Source organism: Citrobacter amalonaticus, assembly GCF_018252635.1.
Classification (GTDB): Bacteria; Pseudomonadota; Gammaproteobacteria; order Enterobacterales; family Enterobacteriaceae; genus Citrobacter_A; species Citrobacter_A amalonaticus_E.
Genome location: NZ_JAGTXM010000001.1, coordinates 148915 through 167869 on the forward strand (window position 1 = coordinate 148915; position 18955 = coordinate 167869).

Consider the following 18955-nt stretch of genomic DNA (forward strand, 5'->3'; position numbering starts at 1 on the left):
GATCTGGCACAATTTCGGGATTTTCAAACAGTAACCTTAACCTTTTTATTTTTTCATTATTGTAATAATTGTTACCAATATATAACGAAATAACGCAAGGCTAAGATTTATCTTCTACTGACAATATTGCTTAAGTAAAGAATAATGTTCTGCCTGAATACGGTAGCGGTAAACTGGCCTGCCCGTAACGCCATAATGAATACTGGTGACCAGAATATGGCAGTTAACCAGCCAGATGAGGTATTTGCGGCAGGAAACTCGGGAGATATTCACCGCATTCGCCAGCTCATCGGTTGAGAACTCATAATCCTGATGCGCATCGATCCACTGACACAACGTGCGCAGCGTTTGTGGCGTCAACCCTTTCGGCAGGCGGCGGGTGTCCTGCTCACTGGACGTATTACCGTGAATCAGTTGGTCCAGCTCTGACTGCTCATAATACTGATGCTTGTCCATGTCCCTTTTCTTTTGCAGCCAGCTGGTGAGGGCTTCCTCAAACCGCGAGGCCTGAAACGGCTTGATTAAGTAATCCACGACGCCATAGTGCAGCGAATCCTTAATCGTCATGGCATCAGCGGCAGAAGAGATGACAATAACATCGCTTTTGCAGCCGGCGGCATGCAGAAGCGGGAGCAGGTCCAGCCCATTCTCTTTCTGCATATAAATATCCAGCAAGATAAGGTCAATCTGAATATCGCTATGGAAAATAACCTCTTTGGCTTTTTCCAGCGTGGAGGCGGTTCCGCAGCACTGAAAACCGGGGATCTGTGCGACATAGCGGCGGTTTAACTCCGCGACCATGGCGTCGTCATCGATAATAAAGACATTGATCATGTGCTGGTCCTCTCCCCATCCCAGGGTATTTGTACAAAAAATTGTGTGAAAACGCCAGGTTCGGATTCCACAAAAATATTGCCACCAAGACTTTCAACTTGTTGTTTAACAAGCGCTAAACCGACGCCGCGTCCAGTTCCTTTAGACGAGACGCCTTTCTCAAAAATAGCATCAAGGCGGTGAGGTTCAATGCCGGGACCATCGTCATTCACTTCACAATGTAGCCAACCATTGCGATAGTATAAGGAGACGCTGATTTCACCTCCTGACTGCTGCGCTAACGCGTCGATCGCGTTTTCAATCAGATTTCCGAGTGTGGTAATCAATACCGCAATCTGATCTTCATTGCCGCTGTCCGGTACCTGGCTGTCATGACTAATCAGCAGTTTATGCCCGGAATCAGACGTGCGATTAATCTTACTGAGTAAAAAGCCTGCAATCACCGGCGATTTAATTTTGCCTAACAGTGAGCCAATCTCTTCCTGATAGTTGTTCGCCGTCTTAATAATATACTCTTCAAGTTGCTTATAACTCTTCAGATGCAACAATCCCAGAATCACATGTAATTTATTCATGAATTCGTGGGATCGTTCACGGAGTGAGTCGGCGTAGTTCACCATGCCATCGAGTCGCTGCATCAGCTGACGCACTTCTGTCTTGTCCCTGAAGGTGGAGATCGCGCCAATGATGTTGCCGTTACTGCGTACCGGAACGGTGTTAATGAGCAGCAGCCGATCCTTAATGTTGATCTCTTCGTCGCGGTGCGGCGTGCCATCGCGCAACACTTCGCTGAGATCCACCACCTGCGACCAGGCGTGGCTGAGCGTGGAAAACTGGGGATCGTCCTGAGACTTGCGGTAGTTCAGTAACTCCTGGGCGGCCTCGTTGATTAACGTCACTTCGCCTTTGTCGTCAACGGCAATGACCCCTTCTTTGATCGACTGTAGCATCGCCTGGCGCTGTTCAAACAGGGTGGAAATCTCATATGGCTCCAGGCCAAACAGGATGCGTTTGAGCACTTTCACCAATACCCAGGTCCCCAGCAGGCCAACCAGCACGCCAAAAAGTACGGACCAGATGATACTGCCGCGACTGTTGTTAATCTGTTCGGTCACCCGACTCAGTTCCAGACCGATCGCCACCACTCCAATCTGGCGGTGATTATCGTCATAAATGGGCGTGAAGACACGTAGCGCCTGAGCGAGGAAGCCCCGGTTGATAGCGATATTTTCTTTGCCATCTAACGCCCGCAAAATATCGTCGCCTTTAAATGGCTGCCCGATGCGTTGGGCTTCCGGGTGGGAATAGCGCAGACTTTTCATGTCGGTCACGACGATGAACAGCATGTCGTTGCGCTTGCGGACCGCTTCGGCAATGGCCTGAATTCCGCTCTCCTCCGGCTTTTTCATCAGCCCCCGACGGATCTCCGGCGAATCTGCCAGCGTTCGGGCCACCGCCAGCGCTTTGTTTGCCAGCGCGTCACGCGTCATATGGCTGATTTGTGAGAAATAAATGAGATGGACCACCAGCAACACAGAAAACAACACGGCGCTGACCATCAGGATCACCGTCGTGCCGAGTTTCATCGGCCGTTTACGCAACTTGCGGTAGGGCAGGGAGTAGCTCATGGGGATCCCGGGTTTACAATTCGTGTGGGTATTATCCCTATTGGGACACGTAATTCAAAGGTGGCAGGGAAATTCACCGGAGCAGGTACACAATTATCGGATAATTATTGCGCGTACCAGGTCAGCAACCTGCGGCAATGTAATCGCCGTTAGCGCTAATCGGGATCACCGTTAAGAACAGGATCGTGGCAAAAAGAATCAGTACCACGCCACCGATAATTCTGGCCGCAGGCGCCAGCCATTTCAGGGCTGGATGCCCTGTGCCAAACCAGGAAAGCGTCTGATTGCGGGCATAGCGCACTGCCAGAGACAGCCCCATGATCGACAGCGCGGTGCCAAAGGACATGGTCATCACCGCCGCCATGCCCCAGGTGACGATGCCAAGGGCGTTAGAAAAAAGCAGGATCATGATCGCGCCGCTGCATGGCCGTGCGCCGATAGCAAGAATCACCCCCAGCCGGGTTTTCCAGTTGCCGTCCACCCGCATCTGCCCGACGCCGTGATGCCCGCAGCCACACTTCTCGTCATGGCTGTGCAAGGGAGTGAATCGGGTGAAGGTCATCGGGCGTAAGGATTTAAGTGCCTGATAAATGAGAAACGCGCCGAATCCGGCGATCAGCACAGCGCTGATTTTTTCAACGTACCATCGGCTGGTGCTCAAATCACCGGATGCCAGGTTAAAGCCAATCGCGAGGATAAACACAAACAGAATCGCGCTGATCCCCTGCATCAGGCTGCCGATAAAAGGCACAACACGTGAGGCCAGCAGGCTCTCCTTATTGGTGCTCAGATAGGTCGTTACGATGAACTTTCCGTGTCCCGGTCCGATAGCATGCAGCACACCGTATAGAAAGGCTCCCGTCAGTAACCAGAAACCCCCGCTGTATTGATGATTATTCAACTGCAACAGGTACATCACCAGATAACGATGCAGCGTGATTTGCGTCGCCAGACACCACTGAATAAATGCCCCCCAGTGCAGATGCAGGGTATAGCCGATCCCAAACAGTATCAGGGTCAGGAGTCCTGCCAGCGACAGGTGCAGAGAGTGAGGGCGTCCGGGTGCGATCATAATTCAGTCTGACAATGGGGATGATGAATAAGTATAGCCTGATTAAGGGCAGAGCCCATCGCACTGAGTTGACTTCTTCTTTTTTACATAACAAATAATTATATTATCGATAAATTATCATGGAAAGTTAATATGATATTGACCTCCAGCAATATCACTTTCGTCGAGGGATAATCTTTTTGTGCACGCCACGAACATAAGAATTTTATGACGCTTGCCTGTGGGGATATATAATCGAAATATATTTAAGTATACAATGCTTATGCTGTCGTTGTTCTATTTTTATCTCTTGTTTGTTTCCAAAAATGTCATCTTCCGTTAAATCACTGCTTTTTATCAGCTGATAAATGATAAGAATGTCATGGTTTTTCCACTGTATTTTTCCATAAAAGCTCGTTTGATCATAATCAACCATCAACCGTGTTTAGCCCATTATGATTACTTATTAATAATAACTATGGATGCAATGTGAGAAATAACGATGGAAATAAAAAAGTGGCTAAACACAACGCTGTCCCGACGGGATGCGGTGACAGGCACCGCAAAAATAGGTGCCGCCGTTGCGCTCAGTAACGCGATTACGTTGCCTTTCTCTGCCACCGCGCAGGCCGAAACGACCGCCGCGCCAACGCAGGGCGGCACTGGCGAAACCGTTCGCCACAGTGCCTGTCTGGTCAACTGTGGCAGCCGTTGCCCGTTGAAAGTGATCGTTAAAGATGACCGTATTGTGCGTATTGAACCGGAAGACGCAAAAGACGATGCGGTATTTGGCGAACACCAGATTCGTCCGTGTTTGCGCGGTCGTTCCAGTCGCTGGCGCGTATATAGTCCGGATCGGATTAAATATCCGATGAAACGCGTAGGGAAACGTGGTGAAGGCAAATTCAAACGAATTTCCTGGGACGAAGCGACAGCATTTATCGCTGCAGAATTAAAACGCGTGACGGAAAAATATGGTCGTGAGGCCATTTATTATAATTATCAGTCGGGCGCTTATTATCATACCCAGGGCACGCCTGCCTGGAAACGTCTGCTGAATCTCACCGGCGGCTATTTAAATTATCATAACACCTATTCCACGGCGCAAATTGCCACCGCAACGCCTTACACCCACGGCGCGTATGTCGGGAGCCACTTTACGCAAATCGCCCATTCCGATCTGGTGGTGCTGTTTGGACTGAATTTGTCTGAAACGCGCATGTCCGGCGGTGGACAGGTGGAAGAGTTACGCCGCGCGCTGGAAACCTCAAAGGCGCGGGTGATTATTATCGATCCGCGTTATACCGACTCGGTGGTGACCGAGCATGCCGAGTGGCTGCCGATTCGCCCGACGACCGATGCCGCGCTGGTGGCCGGTATCGCACACACGTTGATTACTGAACAGTTGATCAATGAAGCCGAGGTGAATAAATACTGCGTGGGTTATGACAGCAGCACGCTGCCCGAAGGCGCTGCGCCGAATGCCAGCTATAAAGACTACGTGACCGGCAAAGGCGATGACGGCATCGCTAAAACGCCGGAGTGGGCGGCTGAGATCACCGGTATTCCGGCGACGCGCATTCGCCAACTGGCGCGTGAAATTGCCTCGGCCCGAGCCTGTTACATTTGCCAGGGTTGGGGGCCGCAGCGTCACGCCAACGGCGAGCAAACCGTGCGCGCCATTCAGACGTTGCCCGCACTGACGGGCCATTTTGGCCTGCCGGGAACCAACAACGGTAACTGGCCGTATGGCACCCCGTATGGCGTACCGCTGTTACCGATTTTGACCAACCCGATCAAGACCTCCATTCCTTGCTATCTCTGGACCGATGCGATTCAACGGCCGGAGGTCATGACGGCCACTACGATGGGTGTGAAAGGGGCGGACAAACTGAAAACCGGCATTAAGCTGTTCTTCAACCAGGCCGGTAACACACTATTGAACCAGCACGGTGAAACCAACCGCACGCGCAAAATTCTCGCGGATGACAGTTTGTGCGAAACCATTATCGTCATTGAAAACCACATGACGCCGAGCGCGAAGTACGCCGATCTCCTGCTGCCGGAAACCAGCTATCTCGAAGCGGAAGATCTGGTGGACAGTTCCTATGCCGCGGGCTCTCACAACTACATGATTGCCCTCCAGAAAACGGTCACGCCGATGTGGGAAGTGCGTAGCACCTACGATATCTGTGCCGATATCGCCGGGCATCTGGGGCTGCGTGAGCAGTATACCGAAGGGCGGACGCAGGCGCAGTGGGCAGAAATGCACTATCAGCAGATCCGCGAAAAACGTCCGTACCTGCCGGAATGGCCAGTGGCGAAAGAGATGGGGGTTATCGACCAGCGCATCGCGACAGACAAACAGAGTCTGGCGTTTGCTGATTTCCGTGCCGACGCCGTGGCGAATCCGTTGACCACGCCGTCCGGCAAGATTGAGATTTACTCGCAGGCGCTGGCCGATCTCGCGAAAGCGTGGACGCTGCCGGAAGGCGATCGCATCCCGGCGGTACCGGAGTTCTGCGCGGTGACAGAGTCGCATCTGAACAAAGCGCTGACCGCGAAGTATCCGCTGCAGTTAAGCGGTTTTCACACCAAAGGTCATACCCACTCAACCTATACCAACGTGCTGATGCTGCATGAAGCGGTACCGGATGAAGTGTGGATCAACCCGATAGACGCCAGCGCGCGTCAGCTGAACTCTGGCGATCTGGTGCATGTGTTCAACGATCGTGGCGTGGTGGCGATTCCCTGCAAGGTGACTCAGCGCATTCTCCCGGGCGTGGTGGCGATGCCACAGGGGGCGTGGACCCGTCTGGACAGTAACGGTGTGGACGTTGGCGGGTGCATCAACACCCTGACCAGTCATCTGCCGTCGCCGTTGGCGAAAGGGAACCCGCAGCATACCAACCTGGTTGAAATCAAACGCGCTTAAGGAGTGATCCGCAATGAAACAGTATGGCTTTTATGTTGACTCCTCGCGCTGCTCAGGCTGTAAAACCTGCCAGGTCAGCTGTAAGGATAATAAAGATCTGGACGTCGGTCCGAAATTCCGCCGCGTCTATGAATACGGCGGCGGAAGCTGGGTGAAAGAAGGGGGGAGCTGGCACAACGACACTTTTACCTACTACCTCTCTATCGCCTGTAACCACTGTGATGACCCAGTCTGCGTATCAGGCTGCCCGACCGGCGCGATGCACAAGCGTGAAGAAGACGGTCTGGTACTGGTCAATGACAGCGTCTGTGTCGGTTGCCGCTATTGTGAAATGCGCTGCCCGTATGGCGCGCCGCAGTTTGATGCTAAGGCCAAAGTTATGCGCAAATGCGACGGTTGTCTTGACCGACTGGAGCAAAATCTGCGACCCATCTGTGTGGATTCCTGTCCGCAGCGCGCGCTGGATTTCGGCCCTATCGATGAACTGCGCGCGAAGTACGGCAGCGAGAACGAAATTGCGCCGCTGCCCGCCGCGTCGTTTACCCATCCTAACCTCATCATTAAGCCACATCCGAAGGCCAAACCTACGGGCGATAAGGAAGGGGCCATTATGAACATGGGGGAGGTGCGCCATGCATGAGTTACCGCTGGTCTTTTTTACCGTCTTTACCCAAAGCGCAGTCGGCGCATTTATTCTGCTGCTGATTGGCGGCACTCTGGGACAGATCGAGGCGCGACGGATGGCCATCGGCCTGTTCTCCGTTATGTGTCTGTTTGGGGTTGGGATACTGCTGGGGATTATCCACGTCGGGCAACCGCTGCGTGCGCTGAATATGCTGTTACGCGTGGGGCATTCGCCGATGAGCAACGAAATTGTGCTGTCGGCAGTATTTGCTACGCTCGGCGGGCTGGGTTCTCTCGGTCTGCTGCTGAACCGTGGCGCGACCGCGCTGTGTAAAGCGCTGGTGTGGCTGGCTGCGGTGGTGGGCGTAGTCTTTATACTCGCGATCCCGCAAATCTATCAGTTGCCGACGGTGGTCACCTGGCGCACCTCGTATACGACGGTGATGATGGTACTGACGCCGCTGATTGGCGGGGGCATTCTGGCCGGCCTGTTCGGGCTGCGTCTGGGCCTGCTGGTGAGCGTGCTGGCAATCCTCGCCAGCTTCTGTCTGCGACCTGGCTATATTTCGACGTTGATGAGTGCCGATGATGTTTTAACCGCTGCGCAAACCAACTGGTTTACCGCCCAGGCCGTACTGTTGGCACTGGGGGTTATTGGCGTAGTGGTGTGGGCCCGACTCAAAACAAACGTTGCTGTTCTGGCGACAGCGGCGCTGGTGGTTATTGCCGCGGAGTTAGTGGGCAGGATTGCGTTCTACAATTTGTGGACGCTGCCGATGTAACCTGTGAGCGGCCTCGGCCGCTCTTTTTCCGTAGTCGTCGTAAGCCTGATAAGGCGTCAGCCGCCATCAGGCACGTTCAGGAGTATTTAGAGATGTCGTCTCTTGCCGTATTACCCCGTATCCTCGGTGCCCTGTTTTACTACTCTCCCGGGCGACCGGAAGTGAAAGCGCTGTTCGACTGTCTGCCTGCGTTGCCGGAGCTTTACCCATGGCGCGATCCCGCCCGGGTAACGCAATTGTGCGAATCATGGCCGTTGCCGGATGAAGAATCGCTTATCTGGCAATTTTCCGTGCTGTTCGAGGGACAGGGGGATATGCCCGCCCCGCCCTGGGGTTCCGTCTGGCTCGAGCGTGATAATCTGCTGATGGGCGATACAACTGCGGCATACCGGGCGTTTTTACAGTCTCAGGGCATGGTATTTGACTCACGTCAGAGCGAACCCGAAGATCAGTTTGGCCTGATGCTGTTAGCCTGCAGCGCGCTGCAGGAAGCGGGCAACGACGCGGCGGTGGATCAGTTATTCGAAGTGCATCTGCTGCCGTGGGGATATCGCTATCTGGAACGCGTGCAGGAGAGCGCGGTGAGCCCGTTCTATACGCGTCTTGCCGCCGTAACGGCGTGTTATCTGCAGGAGTCGGAGCAGCAGCGCGCGTTGCAACCGGCGGTGAAAAGGCTGTACTTCGGATGAACAAGTCAGAGAAATATTATCAGGCGCTGATGACGCATCGGCACGTGAGTCGGCGCGGACTGTTTCGCGCGTTTGTCAGCGCAGCAAAGCACACTGCGCCGGAGAAGATATCGACGACTCAACTCGCGCATCCATTGCCACCGGGAGCGGTGCCTGATGCGCAGTTCATTGCGCAATGCACCCGCTGCAATCAGTGTATCGATGCCTGCCCGATGGGGATCCTGAACCGTCATGAAGACGGCTATCCGCAACTGGCGATTGAGTATGCCAGTTGCGATGGTTGTGGGGCGTGTATTGCCGCATGCCCGAGCGACGCGCTGTGTGTACAGGATCGATTTGATACGGGCCTGCGCCCGACGTTCAGTTCTGCCTGCGTTAATCCGGTACGTTCGTGCAACCAGTGTATTGAGGCGTGCCCTGAACTGGCCTGTACCATCGGCGCGATGGGGATCCCCGAGCTGAACAGCGAGCGCTGTACTGGCTGTGGCGAATGCCGGGTGCAATGCGGCGCTGATGCCGTTAGCCTGAGTTAACCCGCTGGATTTGCGAGACGCCTTCCCGCTTTGATGTTACTGGCGACCTTGAAAGATTTGCAGACAAGTCGTTCATACTGACCGTAGAGCTAAATATCCAATAATTTCCTGAATAACTATTTTGTTTCCGGTATTATCGGGAATTATCTTAATCGTTTTGCTGTCTTTCTAATTTATTTTCCTAAAAAACCATCGCGTATTTAGGATTAATCACACGGCCTTGCGAGATATAAATCCACCTTTCCTTTTCCTGCGAGTTAAGAATGCGTATCTATTCCATAGCAAATGTAGTGCTTTGTGTGGAAATTTTGATTTGGTAGCATTTTTATCAGTTCGAAGGAGTGGCAATAATTAATATTATTCCATTTTTAATTATTGTCAGGACATTTCCAGAACAAAACCAAGAGTTGATTACAGCAGAACGGAATAACGAATGCGACGTGATGACTCTTTATTTCTCAGGATATTGGTACAAACAGGAAATTGTTATGAAAATGAATAAAGTTGCTATGGCTGTTGCTTTCACCGCTGCTCTGGGTTCCATGTCTGTTTTAGCTGACACAACGAACGGTGTGATTGAATTCCAGGGTGAACTGGTGAATACCGCTTGTGGTCTGGCGCCTGGTTCAAGCCCGGTGACCGTTGATTTTGGTCAGATTCCTGTTTCTGCGCTGGCTAACGGTGCGCGCGCCGGAAACGTACACCAGAATATCGAACTGCAGCACTGCGACATCACTGTAGCGCAAACGGCAGAAGTGACTTATACCCCGACCAGCACCAACCCAACTGACGCCACTCTGGCGGCCTTCACTTCCGGCACCGCGTCTGGTGCGGGTATCGGCCTGCGTGACAGCGCCAGCCAGGATGTAGCGTGGGGTACGGCAACCACACCTGTACAACTGGTTAACGGTACCAACACCATTCCGTTTGTTGCCTACGTGAAAGCAGAAAGCGCAAGCGCAACCGTGACTGCAGGTTCTTTCCAGTCAACGGTTAACTTCGAGATTGCTTACCAGTAATCCACCCGACGTTCTGAGTGCGGGAGTTATCCCGCACTTTTCAAATCAGGGATCGTACCAGGGAGGGACAACGTGAAAATAAACAATATGCTCCTCGTCGCAGTCTATTTTTGCGCTCTGGTTGGGTCGGCTTCGGTTTCAGCCTCCACCGTCACGCCGGGTAAATTAGCGATGAGCGGTGAACTGATTGAGGCGGGATGTAGCCTTGACCCGAACAGTCGGGATATCGAGGTTGAGTTTGGCGATGTTTCCGCCAGCCTGATTAATCGCAATGATGAAGGCAATATTACGCGGCCAGTATTGGTTCGTCTGACAGGATGTTCCGTGGTGAAGCGGGGCAACGATGGTTCACTTTATCCCTATGCGTCGGTCACTTTTATGGGCAATGCGGCGGCATCCGATCCCACGACATTATTAGTCAGTGGTGACGCCGATGGATTTGGTATTCGTCTACGTGACAGTCATGGGGGAATATTAACGCTGGGTCAACCCTCTCCGGGATATGAACTGAGCGAGACTGATAACGTTTTAAAATTTTCCGCATCGCTGGTACCGGTTCAAAAATATATAAAAGCGGGCGAGTTTACTGCCGTTGCGCAGTTTTTTATGGATTACCACTAACAGCATAACAATAACGTAGCGGGACGCAGGCCGTTTTTAACGGATTTATTCGGGACGAAAATCATGTCGGCAAAATTAAATACCCATCTAACGATCATTGCTCTTCTGGTAATGCATAGCTGCTATGCGCCGTCGGCCAGTGCCGAGGAGAGCGTTGAATTTAATACCGATGTCCTGGATGCTGCGGATCGCACGCAGATTGACCTGTCGCGCTTTGCGACCGACAACTATGTCACCCCTGGCGATTATCTGCTGGATATCCGTATTAACGGTCAGCCTGTCGGCCAGGAGAAAATTCGTTATATCGATGCCCCCGAAGGCAAGCGCACATTGCCTTGCATCAGTGGCGACCTGCTGGACAAACTGGCGCTGAAAGATGAGGCCCGCGCGCAGGTCACTCAACTCTATGAGAATTGCTACTCGCTGCAAAGTCTGCCGGGGTCAAAACTGAGCAACTATGCCGGCGTGCTTGAAATTACCGTGCCGCAGGCGTGGATGAAGTATAACGATCCCAACTGGACGCCGCCTGAACGCTGGGATGAAGGGATTGCGGGTCTGCTGTTCGATTACAGCCTCAACGGGCAACTCACTCGCCAGTTCAATGGTCAGGAAAACTACAGTGCGGTTTCAGGCTACGGCCAGGCGGGGGCGAACATCGGCGGCTGGCGTCTGCGTGGTGAATACCAGACCAGCTATTACAGTCAGAACCATCAATTCGATTTCGACTGGAACCAGATCTACGCCTACCGTCCCTTGCCGATGATCGCGGCGAAACTGACGTTGGGTGAGATCTACCTGAATTCGCAGGTTTTCGATACCGTGCGTTTTACCGGGGTCAATCTTGCCAGCGATGAGCGGATGCTGCCACCGGCGTTACAGGGCTATGCGCCTGAAATTCATGGTATCGCCCGTACCAACGCCAAAGTGACCGTCAGCCAGAGTGGGCGCGTTATTTATGAAACCACGGTGCCTGCCGGACCGTTCAATATTCAGGATTTGCGCAGCTCAGTGCGCGGTACGCTTGATGTACGCGTTGAAGAGCAGGACGGTTCGGTCTCCACTTTCCAGGTGAACACCGCCAACATTCCGTATCTCACGCGTCCGGGCTACGTTCGTTACAACATCTCAGGCGGTACGCCGTCCCGTTACAACCATAAAATGCAGGGCCCCACGTTCCTTTCCGGTGATTTTTCCTGGGGGGTCAGTAACGCGTGGTCGCTGTATGGCGGCTTACAGTCTTCTGGTGAAGAGTACACCGCGGCTTCACTGGGTATCGGGCGCGATCTCTACGCGTTTGGCGCTATTTCCGTTGATGCCACCGAGTCATGGAGCCGTGAGCCTGACGGCAACCGTCTGAAAGGGACCTCCTACAAGCTGAGTTACGCTAAAACCTTCGACGAATACAACAGCTCCATTACCTTCGCGGGCTACCGTTTCTCGCAGGAAGATTTCCGCTCAATGTCGCAATACCTCGATGAACGTTACCAGGGATACAACCATCTGGGGCGCGAAAAAGAGCTCTATACCATCACCGGGAATAAAACGTTCTGGGCTGGCGAAGCAGGGAAGGCGACGACCGTCTTTCTCACCTGGACGCACCAGAACTACTGGGATAAGCGCAGCCAGGATCGCTACGGCATGTCGGTGGGGCGTTCTTTCCGCATCGGCGATATCAGCGGTATCACCGCCAACCTTTCCGCTTACCGTACCGATTACAAAGGGCGCAAAGACGATTCGATCTCCTTCTCTCTGTCGGTGCCGATTGGCGACAACAAATGGGCAGGGCTGGATATTCAGACCAACAACGGCAAAACCAGTCCGATGGCGTCTTACACCGACAACAGTGATTACAACAACTTGTGGCGTATACGAGCGGGTGCCAGTCAGAGCGGTAACGCCAGCGTTGACGGCTATTACCAGCATCGTTCGCAACTGGCAGAAATTAATACCAACGCCAGCTATCAGCAGAACCAGTACATGGCGCTGAGTACGACCCTGCGCGGAGGCTTCACGGCAACCCGCCACGGCGCAGCGATGCATAACAGCGGCGCAACGATCAACACGGCGCGCGTCATGGTGGATACCAATGGCATTGGCGGTGTTCCGCTCAACGGCAAGAAGTCGCGGACTAACGGCTACGGCATTGCCGTGGTGCCGGATGTGGTGAGCTACAACAGTTTTGACACCCGCGTGGATGTCGATGCGATGGACAGCGACATCGAGCCGTCAAAGGCCATCAGCACGACAACCCTGACGGAAGGCGCGATTGGCTATCAGGCCTTCGGCATGGCGAAGGGGATGAAGATGATGGGGACACTACGCCTCGCGGATGGCAGCGTCCCGCCATTCGGCGCGGAAATTTACAACACCGACGGCGTAAGCGTCGCCATGGTGCTGGAAGACGGGCAAGCCTGGCTTGCGGGGGTCAATGCGAACGAAACGCTGAACGTGATGTGGGGCGGTAAGCAGCAATGTCAGGTAACGATCCCGTCAGGCGCAAACAACGGATCTGCGAACACGCTTCTGCCGTGTCGTTAATCCCGACAGAACGGTTATCTCACTGTAATAAAAGGCCAAAAATGAGCAAGAAAAGACATAACGGATATCTGATGGCGGCGTGGGTGCTGAGCATGATTGGCGGCTACGCGCAGGCGGGGGTCTCTCTGGATCGGACCCGCGTCATTATTACGGAGAAAGAGGCCTCGTCGAGTGCCAATCTGTCCAACACCAGCCCGGATATTCCTTTCCTCGCCCAGTCGTGGGTTGAGGATGAAAAGGGTAACAAGATTACCTCGCCGCTGATTGTGTTACCGCCGCTACAGCGAATCAACGGGGGACAGAAAGGGATCGCGCGCGTCACCAAAACCGCCGGGATTGAAAAACTGCCGCAGGACAGAGAGAGCCTGTTCTACCTCAATGTCCGGGAGATCCCGCCGAAGCCGGATAAACCGAACACGCTGCAACTGGCCATGCAGTCGCGCATCAAGCTGTTTTACCGCCCGGCGGCGGTGATCCCGAAGAGCCGGAGTGAAGTCTGGCAGGACCAGGTGGTGTTCCATAAAAACGGCAGCCAGATGACCGTACAAAACCCAACGCCCTACTACGTCACGATCCTTGGGCTGTCCAAAGGTGCCGGACAGAAGATCACCCAATTTCCAGGGATCATGATCGCACCCAAATCGAGCCAGCAGTTTGCGGTGACAGACGGGAGCGTCAGCCAGTTCTCCATGATGTACGTGAACGATTATGGCGGACACCCGGAGTTGAAGTTTCGTTGCGATGGCAACACGTGCAAAGCGCTTCCACCGGCGCAGCAGGGCTAACCAGGAGGAACCTGACAATGCAAAACCCTTTATCCACTGTGGCCCTCTTCGCGATGGGCGTGGCATTTCAGTGCGGGGCGGATGTGCCAGCGCAGCCACAGCATAGCGCGCAGGAACATGTCAGCGAAGATAGCGGCATTGTCCGGTTTCACGGTTCTGTTTTTGCTTCCCCCTGTGTACTGATGACGCAAGGGCGCATTCAGGACGTCGAGATGGGCGAGATCAGCGCGCAGAACTTTCGTCAGGCGGGCGATCGCAGCGAGCCGGTACGCTTTAAATTGCATCTGAAGGACTGCCTGAAAGGGGCGTCGCAATCGCGAGGGAGTCTGGCTTCCAGAACCACCGGGAATGACTGGCGTGCCTATAGCACCGGGGAGCAGGCGGTGCAACTGACGTTTGTGGGTGAATCCGATCTGAATAACGGGCAGCTATTACGCACCAGCGGTACAACTCAGGGGGCAGGTGTGCGCCTGCTCGATAAGGACGGGAATGCGCTGGATGTCGGTCAGACTCATGCTCCCTGGTTAGTGAATTCTGGTGACAGTGAGCTGAATTTTATGGCGGCACTGGAATCCACCGGTTTGCATGTGAGCGCGGGCGACTTTAGCAGCCTGGTTCGCCTGAAGATGGAGTATTTGTAATGAAGATCTCAGGTCTGTTTCGCCGCAAATGGCCAGTCTTACTGGCGCTCAGCACGCTCGGCTTGCCCGGCGCGGCGTGGTCCGTGGTGGACGGTGAAATTGAACCGGTGAATGGGACCTATGACTATCTGATTAATATTAATAATCATGATATTACCTCCAACCAGGCAGGCGCGACCATCACCGACGAGTTTAATCTGGCAGGGATGTTCCAGGGACGCGCGTACTGCTCGCAGCCGATGAACAATCAGCCGGTCTATTACATGGCGCAAGCGACGTTAACGCAGTCCGGAATGACGCCGGGTTACCTCAAGCTCAATGACTACATGGACGTTAAAATTGAGATCTACATTGGTGGCAACCTGCAAGATTATAAAACCGTACCGTTTGATAACGTCTCAAACGACGCGCCACAGAACTTCTGCAACGTTCCCAGCACCATTCTGCAAAACCAATTCACTTCCGGCGCGAAGGGAAAGGTGACCTTTATGATCACCAAACCCATCATTAACGGGGTGAACTTACAGGGATCTGAAATCGCCAAACTGTTTGGTCGCCTGGGGCCGGGCGCAATGGGGCAAACCCCACTGTCGCGCATCACCATTGCCTCCGGTGTCATTACCGTACCGGATAAATGTATCGTCAATCAGGGAACGCCGATCGTTGTCGACTTCGGCAACATACCGGGGAACGGTAACCGGCTGAACGGCACCAATTACAGCCAGAACGTGCCGATTCATGTGAAGTGCGAGGGCGGCAGTTTTGCTCAGGGCGCACTGAATATCAAGCTGGGGATCCAGCAGGCCAATCCGGCGTTTGATGACGGCAAATACCTGAGCACGCAGGGAACAACGGATCGTTCTGAGCTGGGTATTGCGCTGCGTGATCGCCAGGGTAACCCGGTGGTGCCCAACACCTTCTATAACGTGCCGGGGTTTGCCAATAACGAAGGCGACTGGAACCTGACTGCCGCACCGGTGGCGAAATATGTCACCTCCGTCATTCCGGAAGGCGAGTTCCATGCATCCGCAACGGTTGTGGCTGAATTCCAGTAAGGAGGGAATATGCATCGCATAACAATGATCTTTGCCTGTTTATTGACGACGTTCGCTCCGGCTCCGGTGTGGGCACTGGGGGAGTTGCTGGGCGGCGATCTCAGTTTCACCGGCGTGGTGATGGCTTACCCGTGCAGCATTGCGCCCGATTCAGAACGCGTGCCGGTCGATTTTGGGAAAATATCGACAAAATCATTGTATATCAACGGGAAAACCGTACCGGTTCCATTCACGATCAAATTAGAGGATTGCTCACCCGGCGTCTTTAATTCCGTCACGGTGACGTTCAGCGGTATTGCCAACGGCAATCTGGCGGACCGACTGGCGATCAGCGCCACGTCACCCGGCAACGCGGGCGGCGTGGGGATCGGCCTTCTGGAAGAGGACGATACGCCTGTGCGCCTGAATGTGGCGACCCGTCCGGCTGCGATCGGCGATACCATTTTACGGCTTAACTTTCAGGCGTTTGTGGAAGCCGAGCCGGATGCTTTAGCTAACGGTACCTTGACTACCGGGCCTTTTACCGCCACGGCAAATTACACATTGAACTATCAGTAGCGTCATCAAAAGGATATTGAGGCATGGTGTATCAGTGCTTTCTTTATAATAAAGATCTCTTTTTTTCGCAGGGAATTAAAACAGTGATTGCCAGTTTGCTCGCGGAGCAGACGGACGTTTTATACTCCTTAACGGATGATTACACGCAATTGATCAGTCAGTTACAGACGCCTGTTAATGACGACTGTTGCTTGTGGATCCTCTGCGATTTGGACAGCCTGCCGCGTGAGCGGATCCGTGCGCTGCAACTTATGAATAATTTCTATCAGCGTGAAAACAAGAATCTGATCATTTTATTAAGCGAGCACAACATGCCGCTGTTTTTCACGCTTTATGCGCTCTTGCCAAATGCTCACTGGTTATTGAAAAGTGAAAATCTCGCCAATACTACCCCTTTTTTTCAGGAGTTATTGGATAAACGACGTAAGGGATGCTGCTTTAGCTATTCATTGGTGAATTACACCCGCAAAAGACTGCACTGCCGGGACGTGAATTATACGATTTCCGGCAATGAGTGGTGGCTGATGGAAGAGATATTTAAAGGGAAATCGCTGTCGCAGATTTCCTGCGAGGTGAATATCGATGTCCGACGCCTGAGCTATATCAAGCGGCACTTAATGAAGCGACTCAATATCAGAAACAACATTGCGTTATTCACGGTATTCAAGGGAATTATGCCGTGACCCGTGAAACGTCTTTTCGGCAGTAATACTTGCCGAACGATCGGTGCAAGTGATTGCACTCAATTAAACCCTAAGTAAGGAAAACAGAGATGAAAAAATTAACGGCGTTCGAAGTGGCTAACGTTGTGGGCGGAACCTGCAAAACCTGCGAAACAACGTATCAGAACGTTACCATTGGAGGGGTGACCTCTTGTAAAGAACTGACAACCTGTACTGATAAGCACGGCAGCACCACTTCAATGAAAGATGCAGATGCCAGCAAGTGTGGTGGCGTTCCGAACCGCTACTAATTGGCTATAGCCTGGAGGTGCCCGCGCCTCCAGGTTTATTATTTCCGCTGCGAGAATATTATGGCGACCCAATTTAAACGCATCACCATTATCAGCTATTCGCTGTGTTTAATCGTTATCTCTTCGCTGATGACGGTGCTTTGTTACCACATTTTTGTTTTTAATACCTTTGCCACGGATAACTCACAAACACAGGCTTTTCGTGAAGTCAGCGCAGAACAAATTGCGAATAGCCCGATCAAAGAAGAACGCAGTATTATCGAAGTGATGTCGTATGGTTGCCATTATTGTGCGGCAAACGAAGATAATCTGGCTGAGTTTTCCCGCACCCTGCCGCCCGGTAGTTCATTGACTTCGATTCATATCACCAGTGAGAACAGCGGCCTTGCTGCTTACGCGCCGATTTTCGCCACCCTGGAAGAGATGGGGATTGAAAAGAATATTCGTGAAAGCGCCTATAACGCCGTGATTACCCGCAATATCAATCTCACCGATGAGAAAGTGCTCAATGCCTGGCTGGTAAAAAACAATATTGATGCGGATAAATTTAACGCCCTGCGCCAGAGTGACGCGGTCAAAAATCGTCTCAGCACAATGGCGGCCATTACCGCGCACTATGACATTAATGCGACGCCGATGTTTATTATCAATAAACGCTATGTGGTGGCCCAGGACAGCGAATTTCCTCAATTTGCGCAGCGCATGCTGCAATTGCTTAAAGAGGATAAATAACCCCGGTGGTCAGATTTTTTATTCTCTGGAGCGTATTTAGTTTTAAAAACAGTGCGGGATGGCTGTATGACGCGAGACGTCATTTTTCTCAGGGAACGCTGATTTTGCTGCGAAAAATGGTGCGATGTCTGCCGCTGCCCGTATTACTGACCGTGGCGAAAGGACTCTGCGCGCTACGGCTGTTGGGGCGCTCATTTCGTTTACGTCATGCGGTGGCAAACGAAAACACCCGTTGCCTGATCGGCCAAAAAGGCCGGGTGGACGCGGCCTGGATCGCCGTGCGCCGCCGCCTGCTGGAAGAAGCCGCAACCTGGGGACAAAACCCGGTACTGCTCCAGCAGATCCGCGCCTGTGCGGCTGAACTCGATGCGGTGGTCAGACCGTTGCATCAGCAGAACATACCTTACATTCTGGCACCGTTACATACGGTCTCCGACGTGCTGGCTGCGATGGTCGGCGCCTGCGTCACGCCGGGTAAAGCCTGCGTGGTTGTCTCTTCCAGCGCTGAACTCTATAACGCGCAGACCCGCGCGCTGGGGGGGATCGACCTCTCTTATTGTTCCATCCATCAGCAGAACAAAACGCTGGCTGGCAGTCTGATGGAGCTCATCACTGATGTTGCCACCGGGCAGCAGAACATGATTATTTTCCCCGATATCTCGCCGGACTATACCCTGCAAGCCGAAGGGGCGCTGGCGGCAAAACTGCCATGTCGTTTATTCGACCGCTGCGCGAAGTTACACAATGGCGTGGTGCGCCTTTCCGGGGTGATTGCGGCGCAGGTAGTGTTTTATCACCTCAGCTATGACAACGGTTTGCACATCCATATTCATCCGCCGGTGAGCAGTCAGAACGTCGCCCGCGAGCTGCCTGACATTATTGAATCCACTCTGCGTGAATACCCGCAGGAGTGGCTCCTTTGGCACAGCCATTCTCTCTTCTTTATTAATCACTGAT

General features: G+C 53.1%; 19 protein-coding genes. 16 read left to right on the forward strand and 3 right to left on the reverse strand.

The genetic code is table 11. The features are described from left to right. Positions 1 to 114: 114 nt before the first annotated feature. The 3 genes from dcuR to KE671_RS00680 all read right to left on the reverse strand — a co-directional run bounded on the left by dcuR (position 115) and on the right by KE671_RS00680 (position 3534). Complete coding sequence (dcuR, locus tag KE671_RS00670; RefSeq protein ID WP_206161290.1) at positions 115 to 834, reverse strand: two-component system response regulator DcuR; 720 nt, start codon at positions 832 to 834, stop codon at positions 115 to 117. After that, positions 831 to 2462, reverse strand: a complete 1632-nt coding sequence (locus KE671_RS00675; protein WP_206161291.1) for a sensor histidine kinase — start codon at positions 2460 to 2462, stop codon at positions 831 to 833. The genes dcuR and KE671_RS00675 overlap by 4 nt, the downstream gene beginning before the upstream one ends. Before the next feature lie 121 nt (positions 2463 to 2583). Further along, entirely contained in the window at positions 2584 to 3534 is a 951-nt protein-coding gene (locus KE671_RS00680; RefSeq protein WP_206161292.1) for a nickel/cobalt transporter, read from the reverse strand. A gap of 481 nt (positions 3535 to 4015) precedes the next feature. On the opposite strand from KE671_RS00680, the gene KE671_RS00685 reads away from it, so the two are divergent. The 16 genes from KE671_RS00685 (at position 4016) to KE671_RS00760 (ending at position 18954) form a co-directional block, all read left to right on the forward strand. Next, entirely contained in the window at positions 4016 to 6448 is a 2433-nt protein-coding gene (locus KE671_RS00685; RefSeq protein WP_206161293.1) for a DMSO/selenate family reductase complex A subunit, read from the forward strand. A 13-nt stretch (positions 6449 to 6461) separates the two neighbouring features. Then, on the forward strand, positions 6462 to 7088 hold the full coding sequence (locus KE671_RS00690) for a DMSO/selenate family reductase complex B subunit (RefSeq protein ID WP_206161294.1): 627 nt from the start codon (positions 6462 to 6464) through the stop codon (positions 7086 to 7088). Further along, positions 7081 to 7854, forward strand: a complete 774-nt coding sequence (locus KE671_RS00695) for a dimethyl sulfoxide reductase anchor subunit family protein (RefSeq protein ID WP_206161295.1) — start codon at positions 7081 to 7083, stop codon at positions 7852 to 7854. The genes KE671_RS00690 and KE671_RS00695 overlap by 8 nt, the downstream gene beginning before the upstream one ends. Before the next feature lie 92 nt (positions 7855 to 7946). Next, positions 7947 to 8543, forward strand: a complete 597-nt coding sequence (locus KE671_RS00700) for a TorD/DmsD family molecular chaperone (RefSeq protein ID WP_206161296.1) — start codon at positions 7947 to 7949, stop codon at positions 8541 to 8543. Continuing rightward, positions 8540 to 9076 (forward strand): ferredoxin-type protein NapF, encoded by a 537-nt coding sequence (gene napF, locus KE671_RS00705; RefSeq protein ID WP_206161297.1) that lies wholly within the window; start codon positions 8540 to 8542, stop codon positions 9074 to 9076. The genes KE671_RS00700 and napF overlap by 4 nt, the downstream gene beginning before the upstream one ends. Before the next feature lie 488 nt (positions 9077 to 9564). After that, positions 9565 to 10095, forward strand: a complete 531-nt coding sequence (locus tag KE671_RS00710; RefSeq protein WP_206161298.1) for a fimbrial protein — start codon at positions 9565 to 9567, stop codon at positions 10093 to 10095. 72 nt (positions 10096 to 10167) lie between these two features. Continuing rightward, positions 10168 to 10716 carry a fimbrial protein gene (locus KE671_RS00715; protein ID WP_283093051.1) on the forward strand — a complete coding sequence of 183 codons (549 nt, stop codon included), beginning with the start codon at positions 10168 to 10170 and terminating at the stop codon, positions 10714 to 10716. Between the two features lie 63 nt (positions 10717 to 10779). Continuing rightward, complete coding sequence (locus KE671_RS00720) at positions 10780 to 13254, forward strand: fimbria/pilus outer membrane usher protein (RefSeq protein ID WP_206161299.1); 2475 nt, start codon at positions 10780 to 10782, stop codon at positions 13252 to 13254. Positions 13255 to 13295: 41 nt separating this feature from the next. Further along, a complete protein-coding gene (locus KE671_RS00725) occupies positions 13296 to 14039 on the forward strand; it encodes a fimbrial biogenesis chaperone (protein ID WP_432759321.1) in 744 nt (247 codons plus the stop codon). Between the two features lie 17 nt (positions 14040 to 14056). After that, a complete protein-coding gene (locus tag KE671_RS00730; protein ID WP_206161300.1) occupies positions 14057 to 14680 on the forward strand; it encodes a fimbrial protein in 624 nt (207 codons plus the stop codon). After that, positions 14680 to 15735: a fimbrial protein gene (locus tag KE671_RS00735; protein ID WP_206161301.1), complete on the forward strand. Its 1056-nt coding sequence runs from the start codon at positions 14680 to 14682 to the stop codon at positions 15733 to 15735. Before KE671_RS00730 ends, KE671_RS00735 begins: the two co-directional genes overlap by 1 nt. 9 nt (positions 15736 to 15744) lie before the next feature. Then, positions 15745 to 16293, forward strand: coding sequence for a fimbrial protein (locus KE671_RS00740; RefSeq protein WP_206161302.1), 549 nt, complete (start codon positions 15745 to 15747; stop codon positions 16291 to 16293). Between the two features lie 23 nt (positions 16294 to 16316). Beyond that, positions 16317 to 16976 (forward strand): DNA-binding response regulator, encoded by a 660-nt coding sequence (locus KE671_RS00745; protein ID WP_206161303.1) that lies wholly within the window; start codon positions 16317 to 16319, stop codon positions 16974 to 16976. A gap of 89 nt (positions 16977 to 17065) precedes the next feature. Further along, positions 17066 to 17266: a DUF4762 family protein gene (locus KE671_RS00750; protein ID WP_206161304.1), complete on the forward strand. Its 201-nt coding sequence runs from the start codon at positions 17066 to 17068 to the stop codon at positions 17264 to 17266. A 60-nt stretch (positions 17267 to 17326) separates the two neighbouring features. Further along, positions 17327 to 17998: a thiol:disulfide interchange protein DsbA/DsbL gene (locus KE671_RS00755; RefSeq protein ID WP_206161305.1), complete on the forward strand. Its 672-nt coding sequence runs from the start codon at positions 17327 to 17329 to the stop codon at positions 17996 to 17998. Positions 17999 to 18003: 5 nt separating this feature from the next. After that, positions 18004 to 18954 (forward strand): ABC transporter, encoded by a 951-nt coding sequence (locus tag KE671_RS00760; protein WP_206161306.1) that lies wholly within the window; start codon positions 18004 to 18006, stop codon positions 18952 to 18954. Position 18955 lies beyond the last annotated feature (1 nt).

What these genes read in the sequence shown, in the direction of transcription:
- KE671_RS00755 (WP_206161305.1), top strand. Translation starts at nt 17,327, where the DNA reads ATGGCGACCCAATTTAAACGCATCACCATTATCAGCTATTCGCTGTGT.
- napF (WP_206161297.1), top strand. Translation starts at nt 8,540, where the DNA reads ATGAACAAGTCAGAGAAATATTATCAGGCGCTGATGACGCATCGGCAC.
- KE671_RS00675 (WP_206161291.1), bottom strand. Translation starts at nt 2,462, where the DNA reads ATGAGCTACTCCCTGCCCTACCGCAAGTTGCGTAAACGGCCGATGAAA.
- KE671_RS00680 (WP_206161292.1), bottom strand. Translation starts at nt 3,534, where the DNA reads ATGATCGCACCCGGACGCCCTCACTCTCTGCACCTGTCGCTGGCAGGA.
- KE671_RS00725 (WP_432759321.1), top strand. Translation starts at nt 13,296, where the DNA reads ATGAGCAAGAAAAGACATAACGGATATCTGATGGCGGCGTGGGTGCTG.
- dcuR (WP_206161290.1), bottom strand. Translation starts at nt 834, where the DNA reads ATGATCAATGTCTTTATTATCGATGACGACGCCATGGTCGCGGAGTTA.
- KE671_RS00700 (WP_206161296.1), top strand. Translation starts at nt 7,947, where the DNA reads ATGTCGTCTCTTGCCGTATTACCCCGTATCCTCGGTGCCCTGTTTTAC.
- KE671_RS00720 (WP_206161299.1), top strand. Translation starts at nt 10,780, where the DNA reads ATGTCGGCAAAATTAAATACCCATCTAACGATCATTGCTCTTCTGGTA.
- KE671_RS00695 (WP_206161295.1), top strand. Translation starts at nt 7,081, where the DNA reads ATGCATGAGTTACCGCTGGTCTTTTTTACCGTCTTTACCCAAAGCGCA.
- KE671_RS00735 (WP_206161301.1), top strand. Translation starts at nt 14,680, where the DNA reads ATGAAGATCTCAGGTCTGTTTCGCCGCAAATGGCCAGTCTTACTGGCG.
- KE671_RS00750 (WP_206161304.1), top strand. Translation starts at nt 17,066, where the DNA reads ATGAAAAAATTAACGGCGTTCGAAGTGGCTAACGTTGTGGGCGGAACC.
- KE671_RS00740 (WP_206161302.1), top strand. Translation starts at nt 15,745, where the DNA reads ATGCATCGCATAACAATGATCTTTGCCTGTTTATTGACGACGTTCGCT.
- KE671_RS00690 (WP_206161294.1), top strand. Translation starts at nt 6,462, where the DNA reads ATGAAACAGTATGGCTTTTATGTTGACTCCTCGCGCTGCTCAGGCTGT.
- KE671_RS00685 (WP_206161293.1), top strand. Translation starts at nt 4,016, where the DNA reads ATGGAAATAAAAAAGTGGCTAAACACAACGCTGTCCCGACGGGATGCG.
- KE671_RS00745 (WP_206161303.1), top strand. Translation starts at nt 16,317, where the DNA reads ATGGTGTATCAGTGCTTTCTTTATAATAAAGATCTCTTTTTTTCGCAG.
- KE671_RS00710 (WP_206161298.1), top strand. Translation starts at nt 9,565, where the DNA reads ATGAAAATGAATAAAGTTGCTATGGCTGTTGCTTTCACCGCTGCTCTG.
- KE671_RS00730 (WP_206161300.1), top strand. Translation starts at nt 14,057, where the DNA reads ATGCAAAACCCTTTATCCACTGTGGCCCTCTTCGCGATGGGCGTGGCA.